Source organism: Mesorhizobium sp. B2-4-2 (assembly GCF_006442845.1).
In the GTDB taxonomy this organism is placed as follows: Bacteria; Pseudomonadota; Alphaproteobacteria; order Rhizobiales; family Rhizobiaceae; genus Mesorhizobium.
In genome coordinates, this window is sequence record NZ_VFVM01000001.1 from 1 (window position 1) to 16,797 (window position 16,797).

Genomic DNA, 16,797 nt, shown 5'->3' on the forward strand with positions numbered 1-16,797 from the left:
GTGGTCGCCGTCTCGTCAAGCGCTACCGTAACGCCGGTGGCGGCGACAGCCGTCACCTTCGGCCCGTCGTCGTCGAAACTGATCTGGCCCGAGACGTCGGCGCTGGCGCTGGCGGAGTCGCCATCGCTATCCGTGATCGTGACCTTCACGGCCAGCGAGCCGGCGGTGAGTGCAACCGTGTCGTCGGGATTACCGGTGTCGGAATGGTGGAGCGACAGATATTGCTCGACGGTCACCTTGCCGGTGGCCGGATCGATCGACAGCGCGAACGCGGCCTCGCCCTTGAACGCGCCGCCCTGCACGACTCCGACAACCACTCCGTTCGCAAGCGTCTGCAAGGTGATCGTTGAGCCGTCGGTGACGGTCAGGCCGGAAACGGCGTTCGTGACGCTCAGCTGATAGACGGTGGCGGTGCTTGCCGCCGGGCCGTCGCCGCCGAACAGCGCCGTCACATTGACCAGGGCGCCGTTGCTGGTGCCGGAGGTGATCGCCCCGGTACCGCCGATATCGGGATCATCGCCCTTGACGATGGTTCCTGTGTTGATCGCAGCCGCCATGCTCAAGGCCTGCGTTTCGTCGAGTGAGACCACGGCGCCGGCGTCGGCGACGACTGTTACCAAAGGTCCATCGTCGTGGAACTGGATCGCGCCGCCGATCTGGGCACCGCCGAATGCGCTGTCGCCATCGAAGTCGGTGACGGTCACCGAGGCTGTGATCTTGCCCGAGAGGGTCAGCACGTCGTCATGGGCAGCAGCGCTCGATCCATCGACAGTGTGCTCCAGCGGAGCGTATTGGGTGACCGTAAGCGTGCCATTGCCGTTGATGACGATGGTAAAGGCGGTGTGGGTGCCGCCGTTCTGATAAGTGCCGGTGACCGTCGTCGCATTGGTCTGCAGCAGCGTGATCGCAAAATCGCCAATGGCCGTCTTCAGGCCCGAATCGAGCGATGCGACATTGCCGGTCAGGCCCAGCGCATAGGCGATGCCGCCGCCGGCGGCGGCGCCGTCGGCACCGAAATTGGATGCAACGGAAATAATCGGGTTGGCGCTCGTCACATCGATCGGAAAGCCGGCCGGCGAACCGGCATTGGTTTCATCGAGCACCGCGGAACTGGCTGCCGTGTTGCCCACCGTCAGGGCAGGGCTGTCGTCCTCGACGATCACGGTCATGTTGGCCGTTGCCGAGCCGCCGAACGGATCCTGCACGGTAACCGGGACGACGATGGAGAGGTCATCCTCGAAACCGGCCAGCGGGTGGTCGAGGGGACCGAGCAGGGCGATCTGGAAGGTTCCCGTGCTCGCATCCGTGATGGTGACGCTGATCACGACGTCCGATCCGACCCTGCCGACGAGATGCGTCGAATCGACCAGTTCCCACACGACGTCGGTGCCGTGCGAGGTAAGCGTCGTGGCAGGCACTCCGAGGCCGTAGGTCAGCGGATCGCCATTGGGATCCGTAGCGCCGAAGCTGCCGTTGATCACCGAAAGATTCGATTCGTCGAAGGGTGAGCCGGGATCGCCGTCCGGGTTTGCGCCGGAAAGCCCTTCTTCCGACACGCGGACGGTGAGATCGCCAAATTCCGGGTTCGCATTGGGAAGGAACAGTTCCCGCCTCTCGGCCTGCCCGAACTGCAGATCGGTCGGCGGCAAGAGCGCCGAAAGATCAAATCCATCGCCGATGCCGCCAGGAGGAATTTCAAAATTTCCACCGGCGCTCGAGGTCGAACCTCCAGGGCCAGCCGACATCGAACCATCGGCGCCGAAGGCGACATCCACATGGCTCGCCTCGAGCGCGGCGATCAAGGCGACGCGCGGCACCTCGACATCGCCAAGGACGAAGGTCGGCACGTTGAGCGCGCCGTCCTTGATCACGATGACCGAGCCGTCGGCCTGTTCGAGCACGAGATTGTGGCCGTCAACCTTGATGTTGTCGATCGAGACGTTCGCCGGAAGCTTCACGACGTTGCCGGCGTCGGCGACGTATTCGTGCGGCGCGGCTGCCGCCTGGGCCTTCGCCTCCGCGGGTGCTTCCGCCGGCGCGCCACTGCCCACATCGACCGGCACTGGTTCGGCCGCTGCCGGCGCGGCCTGTTGCGTCGAAGCCGCCTGTGCGACCTGGAACTCTGCCGGCGAGGTCTGGTCGTGACGTTCACTGGCCATGGAATGCTCGTCCCACGAACCCGAAACGGCGTCCAATTCGTTATTGATGGTCATTGCTTGTACCCCTCCGGCATTTCCCCGAAAGAGACAGCGGCAACCATTACTTTGCAACCGTCCGTCAATCTACTTTATATACCATTATATGCCTACAATGGCATTTTTTACGCGTGGTAAACTGGGAGCATATATTCTGTTATATAAGTCGATAGGTGCCAGTGCGGATGAGGCCTCGCCCCCGGTTGCATGGTAAATAGAAGTATAAATTCAAATAAAATTTTACGAAAAATAGGGGAAACAAGTTTCGTCGCCATTATCTACCTTCATTGCCAATAATTTGAGACAAGATCGGTACCGTCCACAGTCAAAAGGTGGGCGTTATGAAAAAAGAAAAAACCGCGCCGGGAACAGCCGGCCTCAAGCTACTCTTGCTGACGATCAGCCTCGCAGGCCTGCCGCAGCCATCGCTCGCGAGCGTCCATTTAGAGGACACCGCTTCGGTCGGCGGGCTTGTTGAAGACGTGCGGATGCCGCCCAGCCTGGGCGGCGTTTCCCTGGAAAGATTCCAGCCTTGGCGATCGGCGGTAGGATACCAGCCCGACCTGGTTTCCATGAGTTACACGATCGACGATGCCCAAGCGGGCGTTGCGCCGGCGCCTGCGAATGCCGGAATTGATCCCATCAAGACGGCAACGATTATCCCCGGCGTGTTCGGCTCGGTCGCGTTGTCCATGCATAACTTTCCCGTCGCCGCGCGGTGGGCACCGGTCTACCAGGCAATTGTCGGCTGCTCGGCGGGCAGTGCCTGCGAGCAGAAGAGCGCGGCTTTTGCCAGGCTGATCTCGTCGGCACAGGGCAAAGGGTTCAGCGAGAAACTGTCATTCGTCAACAGCGGCATCAATCACCTGATCGCCTACAGGAAGGACAGCGTCATCTATGGCAAGCTCGATTACTGGGCAAAGCCCACCGAGGTGCTCGATAAGCGCGCCGGCGACTGCGAGGATTTCGTCATACTGAAGATGACGGCGCTGCTGAGGGCCGGCATCCCCGCGCAAAGCATGGCGTTGGTTGTTCTCCAGGATCGCAGGCGGGGATTCTTCCATGCGGTCCTGTCGGTAAGCACGGCAAGTGGCGTGTTCATTCTCGACAGCCTCAACAACACCGTGCTGCGCGACAGCGATCTCCCCGATTATGTGCCGCTTTATTCCTTCAGCACGGACCGAGCCTGGATCCATGGTTCGAGATCGGGCAGCGCGCAGGTCGCGGAGATCAAGGGCGGTTTTGCAGGCGTCGCGCCCGGCGAGGGATTGCAGCCCGACACGGCTTCTGGAGCGCTTGCCCGTCGGTGAGCAACCGCGGTTCGCCGGCTTTTATGGAAAACGCCGAACCGCTCTATCTCTTTGTTTTGCGCAATTCCCAAGGGAAAGCGCTACACGCTTTTCCCGGGAAGCGTTTCGCACTTTTCCTGGAACTGCTGCTAGCCGCTGACGAATGCCATCAGCAGGTCCTGCCCGACCAGCGGTGCTCGCACGGCATTCAATTGGCCGCGATATCGGCGTTCGCCGGCGCCGATGACGAACCCGCTGGCGACCGGAATCTCGCCATTGGCATCCAGCCGCGCGAAGATGTCCGCCACGTTGAGATCGAGCGCCAGCCTGAGATCCTGACGCCCGTCATCGCTCGGCGCCGTCGGCAATTGGCGCTTTACCAATTGTTGGAACGGAGCGTTGAAGGTCAGGATCTTTTTCGACGATGAAAGGGCGAAGGCGGGCGAGGGGCAGGCGACCAGTATCGCGGTGATCGTCCTGATCGATGCAAGCCTCTTCAACGTCAGGTTTTCTTCCGTCAAGTCACGAATGCAGGCAACCCTGATCGCCGACGTCAGATTGCCGGCCGGAGGCTGGCTCTCGGCGATCTCATCGACAAGCATGCCGATCGTGCATTTGCGGCTTTCCGCCATCTGCCTGAGCGACGTCCAGAACGTCCGCTCCAGGCGGATGCCGCGGCGGATGCCGCGGCGCGCGACAACCCGGAACTCCATGCCGAGGTCTTCCGTGGCCATCGGCACGAGCAACCGCTCGAGAACAGCGGGAGGCGTGGCGCTATCGTTCACTCATCGCCTCCTCTCGTGCCTTGTTGATGGGTTTCAGCAGGTAGGTCAGGATCGTCTTGCGGCCGGTCTTGATGTCGACGGAGCAGATCATGCCCGGGATGATGGAATAGGTCTTGTCATCCCGCGTCAGCGTCGACCTGTCGGTCGCGACGCGCACCTGATAATAGGGCTCGCCTGTCTTCTGGTCGACGAGACTGTCGGCGGTGATGTTCGAGACCTTGCCTTCGATGCCGCCGAAGATCGAGAAATCATAGGCGGTGACCTTGATCAGCGCCTCCTGGTCCGGCCGGATGAAGGCAACGTCGCGGGGCGAAACCCGCGCTTCGACCAGCAAGGTCTCCGAAGTCGGAACGATGCCGGCGACCACCGCGCCGGGCTGCACGAAGGCGCCAACCGTATTGATGTCAAGCGTGTTGACGATACCGTCGACTGGAGAACGGATGTCGGTGCGGGCCACCTTGTCGGTCGCGCCGCGAATGGTTTCATCGACCACCGAGAGGTCAGCCAGCGCCTGCGTGAGGTCGCTCAGCGCCTCCTGTTGCAGCTGCAGGCCGAGCTCGTCGACCTGAAGCTGGGCCTCGGTGATAGCCGATTTGGCTTTCTTGGTGGTTTCTCCAGCAAGCGTCAGCTGCCCATTGAGCTCGGTCTGCTCGCGTTCGACCCGGAGTTGCTCGGTTCGCGCCATCAGGCCTTTCTTGACCATGGCTTCGACCAGCTTTGCCTCCTGGTCGCTGACGACCAGATTCTTCGTGAGGCGATCGGAATTGGCGGTCGCCTCGTCCAATTCCTTCTCGCGCTGATCGAGGCGCGACTTGAGAACCGACAGCTTGACTTCGAAGTTGTCGCGGCGGGCCACGAGCAGCTTCTGCTCGTTGTCGCAGATTTCCGGGGCGACTTTCTGGATTTCGGCTGGACATGGAAATTCGCCTTGCAGATCGCCGCTCTGCTCGAACTTCAGCCGTGCAATGCGGGTCTGTAATGCCCGTGCCTTGGCCTGTTGCTCGCCAAGGCTGGAGGTGTTGAACGTATTGTCGAGGCGGATGATGAGGTCGTTCTTCTTCACGACCTGCCCGATCTTGACGGCAATTTCCTGGACGACGCCCGGCTCGCTGGCCTGGATGATCTGCGTTTTGGAAGCAGGTATGACCTTGCCGTCGCCGCGTGCGATTTCATCCACCTCGGCAAAGGACGCCCAAGCGACGGAAGACACGAAGAGTGCACCTATGATAAATATGGACGCCGACGCAAAGAGCGGCGGCCGGTCTTCTCTTGCAAGCATTTCCCACGGCCCCAACGCATTGAATACTTTGATAGTTTTCGTTCTTCAGGTGCTTTTTTTCTGCAGCGCCTGTATCACTTGGTCCTTTGGTCCATCGGCAACGATCCTGCCTTGCTCGATGACGATAAGCCGGTCGGCAAGTTCGAGCATGCTGAAGCGGTGCGTCGAGACGATCAGCGTGGTGTTTCGATCGAAAGCCACTTTGAGCTGCTTGATCAGTTGACGCTCGGAAGCCAGATCCATCGAGCCGGACGGCTCGTCCAGGAAGACGACTTTCGGTTTCGTCAGCAACAGCCGGGCGATCGCCATCGTCTGTCTCTGGCCGCCCGAGAGATTGGTGCCGCGCTCGCCGACATTCATGTCATAGCCACGCGGGTGGCGGGAGACGAAATCGTCGACGCCGGCGGCCTTGGCCGCTTCGACGATCTGCTCATCGGTCGCCTCCGGACAGGCCATCAAAAGATTTTCCTTGATGGTGCCTGAAAACAGATCGTTCGCCTGCGCGACGATGCCGACGGCGGCGCGAACCTCGGAGGGGTGGTATTGACGGATGTCGATGCCGTCCAGCAGCAGTTCGCCGGAACTCGGCAAGAAAAGCCTGCCGATCAGCCGCCCCATCGTCGTCTTTCCCGATCCTATGCGGCCGATGATGCCGATCCGCTCCCCCGGCTTCACGGAGAAATTCAGGCCGGTCAGGACTTCGTTCTCGGAGCCGGGATAGGTAAAGCCGACGTTCCGGAACACCATGGCGCCGTTGCGGATGGGCCGGTTGACGAAGCCCACAGTGTCCGGACGATCCTCCGGCTGAGCCATGATCGAATTCACCATCCGCAAAGAGAGCATGGCCTGGCGCAATCTGGACAAGGTGATGGCGATCTGCCCGAGCGGGGCCACAGCCCGGCTGGCCAGCATGACGGTGCCGATGATGGCTCCGGTGGAGACATGTCCTTCGGAGAAGGCGTAGGCGCCGGCCACCACCAGCGCGACGGTGACCAGCTGCTGGATGGCCTGCGTTATATTGCCGGCGGCGGCCGAAAGCTGCTTGATCTTCTCGGAGGTGTTGGAGGCGTTTTTGGAATGCTCTCCCCATTTTCGCAACAGGTAGGCTTCGGCGCGCAGCGACTTGATCGTCTCCAGCGTGGAAATGGATTCGACCAGCAGCGCCTGGCGCTGCGAGGCCTCGTTCATGGAGGCCGCCACACGCTTGCCGATGCGCCGCTGCGTGACCAGTCCGACGATCACCGACGCGACGAAGGCCAGCGCGGGTATCATGACCAGCCAGCCGCCTATCGCATAGATGACGAGGAGAAAAACAAACACGAAAGCCGTGTCGATGAACACGCTGATGGTGTTGGACGTGAAGAATTCGCGCACGAATTCATATTGGGTCACGCGATTTGCGTATTCGCCCGTCGAGCCCGGCCGTGCCGCCAGAGACGAGTTCAGCACCTTCTCGAACAGCATGTATGAAATGCGCAGATCCGCCTTGCGCCCGGCATAGTCGATGAGCGATGCCCGGGAGGTCTTTAGCAGCAGGTCGAACAGGATGACCGCGCCGATGCCGATGGCCAGCACCCAGAGCGTCGATATCGCTTTGTTCGGCAGGATTCTGTCGTACACGTTCATGGTGAAGATCGGCGAGGCGATGGCGAGCAGATTGATGAACACCGCCGACAGGACAACCTTCGAATAGGTGCGCCAGAACGGCCCCATCGTTCCCGTCAGCCAATGTCGCCGCTCGATTTTCGGCGCCGAGCCGACGCTCATGGCCTCCGTCGCGTTGGCGTAGGTGATCGAGAAGGACGCACCGCCGCTGATATAGCTGTTGGCCAGTTCCGACCGGCTGATCGTGGTGCGCCCGTCCTCCTGGGGAGCGGTGAAATATTCGCCGGCTTCACCATCGGCCAGCAGCGCGACCGGCAGCTGGCTGACGCGAAAGACGATCGCGGGGAGGTCGATGCGCCCCCGAACAAAGTCGCGCTGGCTGAACTCGGTTATTTCAAGGCCGACGCGCTCGGCAAGATGCCGGATCGCGTCGATGTCGATGCGCGTTTCCGCCAGCGGCACGCCGGCAAAGAGCACGGTTTCGGCGCTGGGGCGGCCGAGATATGCGGCGACGGCCGAAAAGCAGGCCTTGAAAGCCTCTTTCGGTGACAGGATGTTGGGTTGCTGGTTCACGATCCGCCCGCGGGGACTCTCGATCGATCCTTAGGCCCGCCTATTTTTTCCTGACCGGTGCCAGAATATCGAACGGCACGTCGTTTTTCTGTTCCGAGGGCGTGCGCGCATAGGTTTCGGTGTCGGCCGTTTCCGGCGCGGCGAACTCGGTCCGCGCGTATGCCGTAGCCTGTTTTGGCGGGTGGACGTCCATCGTTTTCAGCAACTGCCCGGTCGCCGCCAGAAGCCGATATTGCGCGAAAAGGGATGCGTAGGACGCGGTGTCGGCCAGTGTCGCGGTGTTGAATCGCGTGTTCTGCGCATCGAGCACGTCGAGCAACGAGCGCTGACCGACCTTGAACTGTTCGCGATAGGACGCGACCAGCTTTTCGTTGGAGGCTGCTTGTAGCTTCAGGGTCTTGGCCAGATCGGCCTGCCGGAAGCGACGATCCCATGACGTGCGAACGGCTTCCTCGATCTCTCGGAGAACCTGGTGCATCGCGAGCCGCTGCTCGCTGGTGCGGCGGATCTGCTCCTGCTCATTGGCCTTGTCGATGCCGCCCCGATAGAGATTCCAGCGCAACACCAGACGTGCCTGCAGATCGGATGCGTCTCCATTGTCGCCGTCAATGTCGTAGCCCGCCCGGGCAGAGCCTTCGGCAATGATCGAAGGGCCGTATTTCGCGCGCGCCGCGTCCACCAGCGAGGCCGCCGCGGCAATATCGCTGTTGGCCATGTGGACGCGCGGGTTGCTCTCGCGCGCAAGGCCCAGCGCATCGTCCAGCGACCTTGGCAGCGTGCCGGACACGTCGGCCGGCCTCGCTGCATTGGTCAGCGGCTTGCCGACAGTCTTGAAAAACCGTATCCGCGCGGCCTCCAGTTCCTCCGACGCTTCCTGCATGCGGGCCTTGGCCGCGAACAGCCGCTCCTCGGCCTGTTGCCGGTCGGCTTCGTTCAACCCGCCGCCGGCAATGCCTTCCTGGATGTCGTGGAGGATTGCTTGATGGAAGCCCAGGTTTTTCTTTGCCTCGGCAACAATCGAAGCCTGGAGCATGTATTCGAGGTAGTCCTGGACAACAGAGAGGCCGATGAATTCCGACCGTTCCAGCACTCGAAACGACGCGCCATCGACGCGGGAGGCCTGGCGGTTCAATTCTGCGCGCCTTGCGCCGCTGTCATAGAGCGTCTGCGAAACGGTCAGGTCGGTTTCTGCCGGGTAAAGCGCGTCGTCCTCTATCGAGAGTGCGCGCCGTGATGAATTGTCGAGACGACGAGCGCCAGCCGACGCCTGCAGGTCGACGCTGGGCAAATAGAGGCCCTTTGCCTGACGCAATTCGAACTCGATCGCTTCGCGATTTTCTATCGCCTGGCCGATCTCCGGATTGGATTCGACCGCTACCGCCACCGCCTCCTTGAGCGTGAGGGCGTTCGCCCCCCCGCAAGTCAGCATCGTAGCCGCCATCAAAAGACCAAGGCGCTTGCCTATGGCCGACATGCCAGTTCTGTTCATTTAGCCCACCCGTTTCCCCAACGCCTTCCTCAAGGCGCTTAAGCGGGCCAACCCCAAGCCCACCATTGCCGAATTACCCGATATATTCAGAAAATACGTGAGCGAATATTAATTTAGGCGACTCTAAATGGGTTTTCCCAGTCATGAGCAGCGACATGTAGCAAAAATAACACATAACAACGGGGCCGATGGGGGTGGGAGAATGCCGATCGGCTGCAACGAAAAATGCCTTGGTTGGAGCGGTGAGGGCTCTTTTTGAAAAATCGCGCAGTGGTTCCCAACAGTTGGACACGTTTGCCCGGGCCGAGACGGTGGCGCTGTTGCCGAACGGGGATGCCGGACGCGGACTATAAAACGGATGTAGCCTCCGATAAGTGCCGATAACGCGTCAATGGAATGCTGCCCATCCAGTCACAAGGATAAGGGCAAGCGTAACCAGCGCTCCCGAAACGTACAGAACCGTCCTGACACTGCCTCCCTTTGCGGCGTTTCCGCCACGTAGGTAGATTCCCAGATGAATCAGGCGTATCGCCAGGTGCAGCCCCACAAGCGTCGCCAAAGTGGTCGGTCCAACACCAACCATCATCGCCAGCACCGCGGGCACGACAAAGGGCGCCAGCGCCTCAACCGAGTTCATGTGGACGCGGTCGATCCTGTAGAGCCTGTTGTGGTCGTCCGCCGGGACTACCGGTCCTGAAAGTACCCCTGCAAATCCCTTGGACGAACCGGAATAGACCGCCAACACCACCGACAGCAAACAAAGCGTAAGCACGCCGAGGATGCTTAACCAATAGACTTCCATGTTGTCTCTGCTCCTGGAATCTCAGTGGGCGATACGGTGCTTGCGAGTCATACCCCCATGAACTGCAACGCGGTTGTCAGGCTGCCCGATGGTTGAACAGGCCGTGGAACCGTTGCAGGTAGAGCGGCCAGCCCTGATCGCTATCAACTGCACCCCTCACGCCCTCCCAGCCTTGCCCATGGCGCTCGAAATGCCGGTGCTCGATCTCAACCCGGGTTCTGTTCTCGGTCTCGGCCGTGAATCGGACCTCCCATTCGCTCGTCTTGTTCGGGTCGGTCTCGATCTGCCACCGAGGGCTGATGTCCCAGCTCAGAACCAGCCGGCTGGGCGGATCGTAGGCCAACACACGAGCCCAGCGGCACTCGCTGCCATCCACACCTCGGTCGTAAACGTGCCCTCCGACCCGGGGTTCGAAGATCGTTTCTGCGATCGGAACGGCAAGAAGATTGTGCTCTCGAGGTTTGAATCTCCCGAAATCCTCGGTGAAAACCTTGAAGGCATGCACAATGGATGCCTCGACGACGACGAAATGCCTTACGGGCGCGAGTGCAGGATCCTTACTCATGCTTGATCCTTTTTTGGATACTCGACGGCTAATTTGTAGCCCGCCAGGGTCTTGCTCCAGAACTGGTCGATTTCCGCGCGCAGGCCTGCCAGCCCATCCTGATCGATACGGTATATGCATTCCTTGCCCGAGCGCGTGTCGGCCACAAGCCCGGCAGCCTTGAGTATCTTCAAGTGCTGAGAGACAGCCGGCCGGGTTACAGGCAGGGCACGAGCAAGTCCGCTGACCGAGCAGGGCTGTTCGACCAGCAGTTCGAAGATCGTGCGCCTTGTCGGATCTCCGAGCGCTGTCCAGTAGTTCGCGTTAGTCACCACTAACACGAACTTAAATCGATGGCCGCGATCTGTCAATATCGGGAGGTCAACGATGCGTCATCCAAGCCTCCGTCCGGCTCCGCGGATTAAAGGAAACCATTTCAGCGACCTGCGCTCGCTCGTGGCGTGAACCATGCGGCCGTCGCAGGGAGTGTCCGTTGCGCTTTGACGTGATCGGCATACCGAATTGCATTTTTTGAATTGGTCTTTGCCGACCTGCCTTGGCATTTATCGAGCAGTCAGTTGAAGCTGGGATCGAGGATGGCCAAAGTGGCGCAAGTCTATTGCAATCGGCGTTACATGCCCGAAGACGAGGCGCGCATCGGTCTCTTCGATCGGGGATTCCTCTTTGCAGACGCGGTCTACGAGGTGACCGCCGTGATCGGCGGCAGGCTGATAGACAATGATTTCCATCTCAATCGTCTCCAGCGGTCGCTTGCCGAGATATGTATTCCCATGCCCGTGACGCTGCCTGAGATGGAAGCCATTCAATTGGAACTGATCTCGCTCAACGGATTGGATGAAGGAACGGTCTATCTCCAGATTTCGCGCGGCGAAGCCAAGCGCAATTTCCTGTTTCCCGATGATCTTGAGCCGACCATGGTCGCCTTCACAAGCGCCCGCAAACTCGTAGGAACCAAGGCTCAGGCCGAAGGCGTCGCCGTCGACCTGGCGCCTGATCCGCGCTGGGCGCGGCGCGACATAAAGACTGTCATGCTGCTGGGGCAGGTTCTGGCAAAGCATGCTGCAAGCGAGAAAGGCTTCGATGATGTCTGGTTTGTCGAGGGTGGACAGGTGACCGAGGGCGCATCGGCGACGGCTTTCATCGTTACGCACGACGGCCGTGTCATTACTCGCGCCAATTCTCAAGCCATCCTGCCCGGCTGTACGCGGCGAGCAGTGGCGCGTCTATGTGAAGACCAGGGCATTTTGTTTGAAGAGCGTGCGTTCTCGCCAGAGGAGGCGTTTTCGGCGGCGGAAGCGTTCCTGACCTCCGCCTCCAGCCTGGTCACCCCCGTCATCCGTATTGCCGGCCACAGGATCGGAAACGGCCAACCTGGTCCATTGACACGCCGCCTGCAGGAAATTTACGTCCAGACAGCTTTTGCAGAGATGAACGGGCATGCGGCCGGAAGAGCGGCCCTTGCTTGATGAGTGGGATGTGAAAATGGGCGCGGCACGGCGTTTAGGCCTTTGCATGGGGCGGCTGCCGCCCGGCCCGAACAATGCGATCACGGACGTGCCGGGTGTCCTGGTCGGCCATAAGACGATCATCGCCGACGGGCTGGCGACAGGCGTCACCGCCGTCTTGCCCCATGGCGGCGACCTGTTCAGATCCAAGGTCAGGGCGGCGGTCGATATCATCAACGGTTTCGGCAAGTCCGTCGGGCTCATGCAATTGTCCGAACTGTGCACGATCGAAACGCCGATCCTTCTGACCAACACGTTCTCGGTCGCACCATGTGCGGAGGCGCTGATCAAGCGTGCCATTGCCGCCAACCCGGAGATCGGGCGCAAGACCAGCACGGTCAACCCCGTCGTTTGCGAATGCAACGACGGCGGCATCAATGATATTCAGGCAATGGCGGTCACCCGGCATGACGCCGAAGCGGCGCTGGATGCCGCGAGCGCCGGTCCGGTCGAACAGGGCAGCATCGGCGCCGGCACCGGAATGACGTCGTTTGGCTTCAAGGCGGGTATCGGCAGCGCGTCCAGGTCTGTCGAGATCGGGTCTCGCGCCTTCACGCTTGGCGCTCTGGTGTTGTCCAACTTCGGCAGGGCAGGGGATCTTGTCCTCCCGGATGGCCGCAGAGCCGATCCCAGAGGGCTCGGCGAGCCTGAAAGCGGGTCGATCATCATCATTCTCGGCACGGATATTCCTCTTGACGACCGGCAATTGAACCGTGCCGCCAGCCGGGCCGGCGCCGGCATTGCCCGCCTCGGTTCGTATTGGGGACACGGCAGTGGCGATATCGCCATCGCCTTCACGACCGCCGATCCTCTGCCGCACGTCTCGCCTTCACCGTTCATTTCGATTTCGCGTGTCGATGACAGATACATCGACCTCGTTTTCGAAGCGGTTGTGGAAACCACGGTCGAGGCCGTTCTGAACGCCCTGTGCGCCGCGCAAGGCGTGGTTGGACGAAATAGACGCAGGATTCCGGCGTTGACCGACTGGCTGAAGGAGCCCCTTTGAGCATGAAGATTTTCATTTCGGCCGATATCGAAGGCACCGCGGGCATTCAATCCTGGGACGAGGCGGAAAGAACGCATGCCGACCACAGGGAATTCCGCGAACTGATGACCGGGGAGGTCCTGGCCGCCTGCGAAGGAGCGCGAGCCGCTGGCGCCACCGAAATCATGATCAAGGATGCGCATGACAGCGGGCGCAACCTTATTCTCGAACGCATGCCGCCTTTTGCGCGCATCGTGAGGGGCTGGTCGGGACATCCGGACGCAATGATGTTCGGGATCGATGAAAGCTTCGATGCCGCGCTCTATACCGGCTACCATTCCAAGGCCGGCGTCGAGGACAACCCGCTTGCACACACATCGACATTGCGAATATCGCGGCTGATCCTGAATGGCGAAACAGCGTCCGAATTCACATTGAATGCGTTGTGCGCCGCGCGCTATGGCGTGCGCTCGGTATTTCTTTCCGGCGACGAAGGCATTTGCGCCGACGCCAGAGCCCTCGTCCCGGGGATAGCCACTGTCGAAACCCTCAAAGGCATCGGCGCGGCCACCATCTCCCTGGCGCCTGCGGCGGCGCGCGGCGCAATATGCGAGGGCGTTGAAAGGGCGTTGCGCGACAGGGCGCGGCAAGCTTTGCCGTCAATGCCGGAAAGGGTCGAGATCATCATCGAATTCAGCAACCCCGTCGATGCCTATCGCGCCTCCTGGTATCCCGGAGTGCGCCGGCACGGGCCACGTGCCGTCGCCTTTGCATCGAACGACTATTTCGAGGTGCTGCGCGCCTTCCGCTTCATGAAGAGCTGAAGGTCGCCGTGCCCGCGGCTGGCGCGGCGGGCTTCAACGTTTGCGCCAGCGCCTTGGATGATTGCCAAAGAGCCTCTACCATGGTGCTTCGCGTCTTCTCCGAGCTGCGATACAATCGTATCTCGAGATCGAGCGTCCATGTGCTGTCATTCGAACAGATGACAAGGGCTCCATTGGAGATGTCGTTCTCGACGAGGCTTTCTGGCAGCCAGCAGATGCCCGCGCCGGTCAGCGCAAGTTCCTTGAGTCCGGCGCTTATTGTGCTTTCATGCACTGTCTGACGCCGGAACGGCGAGTGCTTCGAGAAGAGTTTTCCGAGGGCGACGCCAAAGAAAGAGCTGTAACCATAGCCCAGATAGGGCAAAGCTCGCTTTGCCGTTTCCGGACTGTCCAGAATGCCCGTCGCGGGCACGGTCGACTTGTCGAAGCGCAGTTCCGGCGCCGCGACCGGGATGAGCCGATCCGATCCGATAGCCAGATGAGAAAACTTGTCGCGATCCAGGTGAAACGGCACTTCACGGTGCGCATAGGTCAGGAAGAAGTCGGTTTCGCCATCGGTCAGTGCAGCCAGGTTCGCCTCGATGCCACCCCTGTCAGCCATGAAGGATGTGCCGAAGGTGCGAGTGTTCCGCTGCACCTCCCGCAGCCAAACCGGAAAGAACGTGATGGTCAATGTGTGAAGGGCCGCAAAGCGTACAAGCCCCTGTTCCGCAGGCGGGCGCAGAGACTCGCGCACCGAATAGAACATCCTGATGGCGTCTTGCGCCATGGGAAGAAAATTGCGTCCGGCCGATGTCAGTTCGGCCGGCATGGTGGCACGACTGATGAGCGGTGCTCCGAGCCACGTCTCAAGCTGCTTGATGCGCCGACTGAAGGCCGACTGGGTGACATTGCGGATTTCGGCTGCCCGCGAAAAGCTCGATGTTTCTGCAAGTGTCACGAAATCTTCGAGCCATTTGATTTCCACGCGGCCTCTCCTCCACTGCGTTCGAGCATTGATCGAACCGCAATGGGGAACATATTTCATTATAATTGCTATGTTATGCAAATTTTGCATGCTTGATTGCGAAAACCGAATTGGCCTTGTGATCGCCGACGCCCCAACGTCTGCAAAACGAAAAAGCTGGCAACTGGAGCCGGTGGCAGGGGAACGTGACGTCGAGCGCGGGAGAAGAATCTGACCGCACACGAAACGGAATGCCACTCAAAGTCAAATCTATGTCGGCGACGTCCGTGAACGCCGGGGAGAAGAAAAGGCAGCATGAATTCGCAGAACCAAGCCGATCTCGTTTTGCATGGCGGCAAGATTTGGACCGGTTACGGAAATCCGATCGCGGAGGCGATTGCGGTCTTGGGCAACCGGGTCGTGGCCAGTGGCTCCAACGCCGATATCAAGCCCCTGATCGGAAAGGGCACGAGGGTCGTGGATCTGGCCGGGCGCTTCGCAATGCCCGGTTTGAACGATGCGCACCTGCATCTGATCTCGACGGGGCTCCTGCGTGGCAAGGTCGATGCGACGCCCGATGCCGCGCCGACCCGCGGCGCGCTGATGGCTGCGCTGCGGGCACGGGCCGCCGAAACGCCCAAAGGCGCATGGGTGACCGCGCGCGGTTTTGACCAGACCCGATATCCGGACGCACTTATGCCGACCGTGAAGGAGCTGGACGCCGCCCTGCCGGATCATCCCGTTTCGGTCACGCGCGCCTGCGGCCATGTCACTGTCGTGAATTCGCTGGCGCTGGCGCTGGCGGGAATCGATATCGACACGCCCGATCCGGATGGTGGCGTCATTGGGCGCGAGGCCGGGCAACTGACCGGAATGCTGGCTGAGAACGCCCAGAACCTCGTCTACGACGTCCAGCCGACACCCTCTTTCGCCGAGATACTCGATGCTATCGAAGCGGGGGGCCGTGACCTTCTGCGGTTCGGCATAACGTCCTGCATGGACGCGGCCACTGGCCAGATCGACGGTATGACCGAGATCGAGGCTTATCATGAGGCCGAGCGCAGCGGCCGGCTCCCGGTACGGGTCTGGGCAACACTTCTGGGCGACCCCGGTTCGTCCATCGTCGAGCCTTGCCATGCCGCGGGTCTCGTTACCGGGGTCGGCAGCGACATGTTCCGCATAGGCGGCGTGAAGATATTCACGGACGGCTCGGCCGGCGGACGCACGGCCTGGATGCGCCAGCCATATATTGGCCAGCCTGACAATTTCGGTGTCCGGATGCTGCCAGACGCTCAATTGTTCGAACTGGTCGACCGCTACACCGCAATGGGCTACACCATGGTCTGCCATGGCATTGGCGATGCCGCCATCGACCAGCTCGTGCGGGCTTATGAACGTGTGCGCGCCGCAAGGCCGGATCACAAGCACCGGCACCGGATCGAGCATTGCGGTTATGTCGATGGTGCCATCAATCAGCGGATGTTGAAGGCAGGCATCCTGCCTGCGCCGCAGCAGGCCTTCATCTATGATTTCGGCGACGCCTACGTCTCTGTTCTCGGGCCGGAGCGCGGGTTGCGCTCCTATCCGATCGGAACCTGGGATCGCCTCGGCATGAAGCCGTCCACCGGCAGCGACTCGCCGGTCTGTTCGCCCAATCCCTTCCCGGACCTCTACGCCATGCTGACGCGCAAGACGCACAAGGGCACGGTAATGGACGCTTCCGAGATACTGACGCCCGAGCAGGCGTTGCGCGCCTATACCGAACACGGTGCCTACTCCCAGGGCGCGGAAATGGTGAAGGGCCGGTTGGAGCCTGGAATGCTCGCGGACATCGCCGTGTTCTCCAACGACCTCCTGACGGCCACACCGGAGACAATCCTGCGTGAAACGCGCTGTGAGATGACAATTCTGGATGGGCGCATCGTCTATGAAGGAAGTTGAGGCGGGATGCCGGT

Annotated in this window: 14 protein-coding genes; 5 read left to right on the forward strand and 9 right to left on the reverse strand. The window is 60.9% G+C overall.

Annotated features, from left to right (window positions below):
• Window positions 1–2,213: DUF5801 repeats-in-toxin domain-containing protein (locus tag FJ942_RS00005; RefSeq protein WP_210240107.1), on the reverse strand; the 2,213-nt coding region annotated here is incomplete at its 3' end.
• A 323-nt stretch (window positions 2,214–2,536) separates the two neighbouring features.
• On the opposite strand from FJ942_RS00005, the gene FJ942_RS00010 reads away from it, so the two are divergent.
• On the forward strand, window positions 2,537–3,505 hold the full coding sequence (locus tag FJ942_RS00010) for a transglutaminase-like cysteine peptidase (protein ID WP_140555703.1): 969 nt from the start codon (window positions 2,537–2,539) through the stop codon (window positions 3,503–3,505).
• A gap of 128 nt (window positions 3,506–3,633) precedes the next feature.
• On the opposite strand, the gene FJ942_RS00015 is transcribed toward FJ942_RS00010, so the two are convergent.
• The 7 genes from FJ942_RS00015 to FJ942_RS00045 all read right to left on the reverse strand — a co-directional run bounded on the left by FJ942_RS00015 (window position 3,634) and on the right by FJ942_RS00045 (window position 10,896).
• The gene (locus FJ942_RS00015) at window positions 3,634–4,269 is read right to left on the reverse strand and encodes a ribbon-helix-helix domain-containing protein (RefSeq protein ID WP_140515174.1); all 636 of its coding nucleotides are present in this window, start codon (window positions 4,267–4,269) and stop codon (window positions 3,634–3,636) included.
• Window positions 4,259–5,548 (reverse strand): HlyD family type I secretion periplasmic adaptor subunit, encoded by a 1,290-nt coding sequence (locus FJ942_RS00020; protein ID WP_140897046.1) that lies wholly within the window; start codon window positions 5,546–5,548, stop codon window positions 4,259–4,261. The genes FJ942_RS00015 and FJ942_RS00020 overlap by 11 nt, the downstream gene beginning before the upstream one ends.
• Window positions 5,549–5,593: 45 nt before the next feature.
• Entirely contained in the window at window positions 5,594–7,726 is a 2,133-nt protein-coding gene (locus FJ942_RS00025; protein ID WP_140897047.1) for a type I secretion system permease/ATPase, read from the reverse strand.
• A 40-nt stretch (window positions 7,727–7,766) separates the two neighbouring features.
• Window positions 7,767–9,215: a TolC family protein gene (locus tag FJ942_RS00030; protein ID WP_140663378.1), complete on the reverse strand. Its 1,449-nt coding sequence runs from the start codon at window positions 9,213–9,215 to the stop codon at window positions 7,767–7,769.
• Between the two features lie 388 nt (window positions 9,216–9,603).
• Complete coding sequence (locus tag FJ942_RS00035; protein WP_140564442.1) at window positions 9,604–10,017, reverse strand: MAPEG family protein; 414 nt, start codon at window positions 10,015–10,017, stop codon at window positions 9,604–9,606.
• Window positions 10,018–10,093: 76 nt separating this feature from the next.
• Window positions 10,094–10,582, reverse strand: coding sequence for an SRPBCC family protein (locus FJ942_RS00040; RefSeq protein WP_140564441.1), 489 nt, complete (start codon window positions 10,580–10,582; stop codon window positions 10,094–10,096).
• Window positions 10,579–10,896 (reverse strand): metalloregulator ArsR/SmtB family transcription factor, encoded by a 318-nt coding sequence (locus FJ942_RS00045; RefSeq protein WP_210243338.1) that lies wholly within the window; start codon window positions 10,894–10,896, stop codon window positions 10,579–10,581. Before FJ942_RS00045 ends, FJ942_RS00040 begins: the two co-directional genes overlap by 4 nt.
• A gap of 261 nt (window positions 10,897–11,157) precedes the next feature.
• On the opposite strand from FJ942_RS00045, the gene FJ942_RS00050 reads away from it, so the two are divergent.
• From FJ942_RS00050 to FJ942_RS00060, 3 genes are read left to right on the forward strand one after another with little or no spacing between them, the layout of a single operon-like run.
• On the forward strand, window positions 11,158–12,048 hold the full coding sequence (locus FJ942_RS00050) for a D-amino-acid transaminase (protein WP_140564468.1): 891 nt from the start codon (window positions 11,158–11,160) through the stop codon (window positions 12,046–12,048).
• 16 nt (window positions 12,049–12,064) lie between these two features.
• Window positions 12,065–13,093: a P1 family peptidase gene (locus FJ942_RS00055; RefSeq protein ID WP_140897049.1), complete on the forward strand. Its 1,029-nt coding sequence runs from the start codon at window positions 12,065–12,067 to the stop codon at window positions 13,091–13,093.
• Between the two features lie 2 nt (window positions 13,094–13,095).
• Complete coding sequence (locus FJ942_RS00060; RefSeq protein ID WP_140525154.1) at window positions 13,096–13,896, forward strand: M55 family metallopeptidase; 801 nt, start codon at window positions 13,096–13,098, stop codon at window positions 13,894–13,896.
• Here FJ942_RS00060 and FJ942_RS00065 read toward each other — a convergent pair.
• Window positions 13,883–14,863, reverse strand: coding sequence for a LysR family transcriptional regulator (locus FJ942_RS00065; RefSeq protein WP_140897050.1), 981 nt, complete (start codon window positions 14,861–14,863; stop codon window positions 13,883–13,885). The two genes, FJ942_RS00060 and FJ942_RS00065, sit on opposite strands and share 14 nt — an antisense overlap.
• A 294-nt stretch (window positions 14,864–15,157) precedes the next feature.
• Between FJ942_RS00065 and FJ942_RS00070 the strand changes: the two genes are divergently transcribed.
• On the forward strand, window positions 15,158–16,783 hold the full coding sequence (locus FJ942_RS00070; RefSeq protein WP_140897051.1) for an amidohydrolase: 1,626 nt from the start codon (window positions 15,158–15,160) through the stop codon (window positions 16,781–16,783).
• Window positions 16,784–16,797 lie beyond the last annotated feature (14 nt).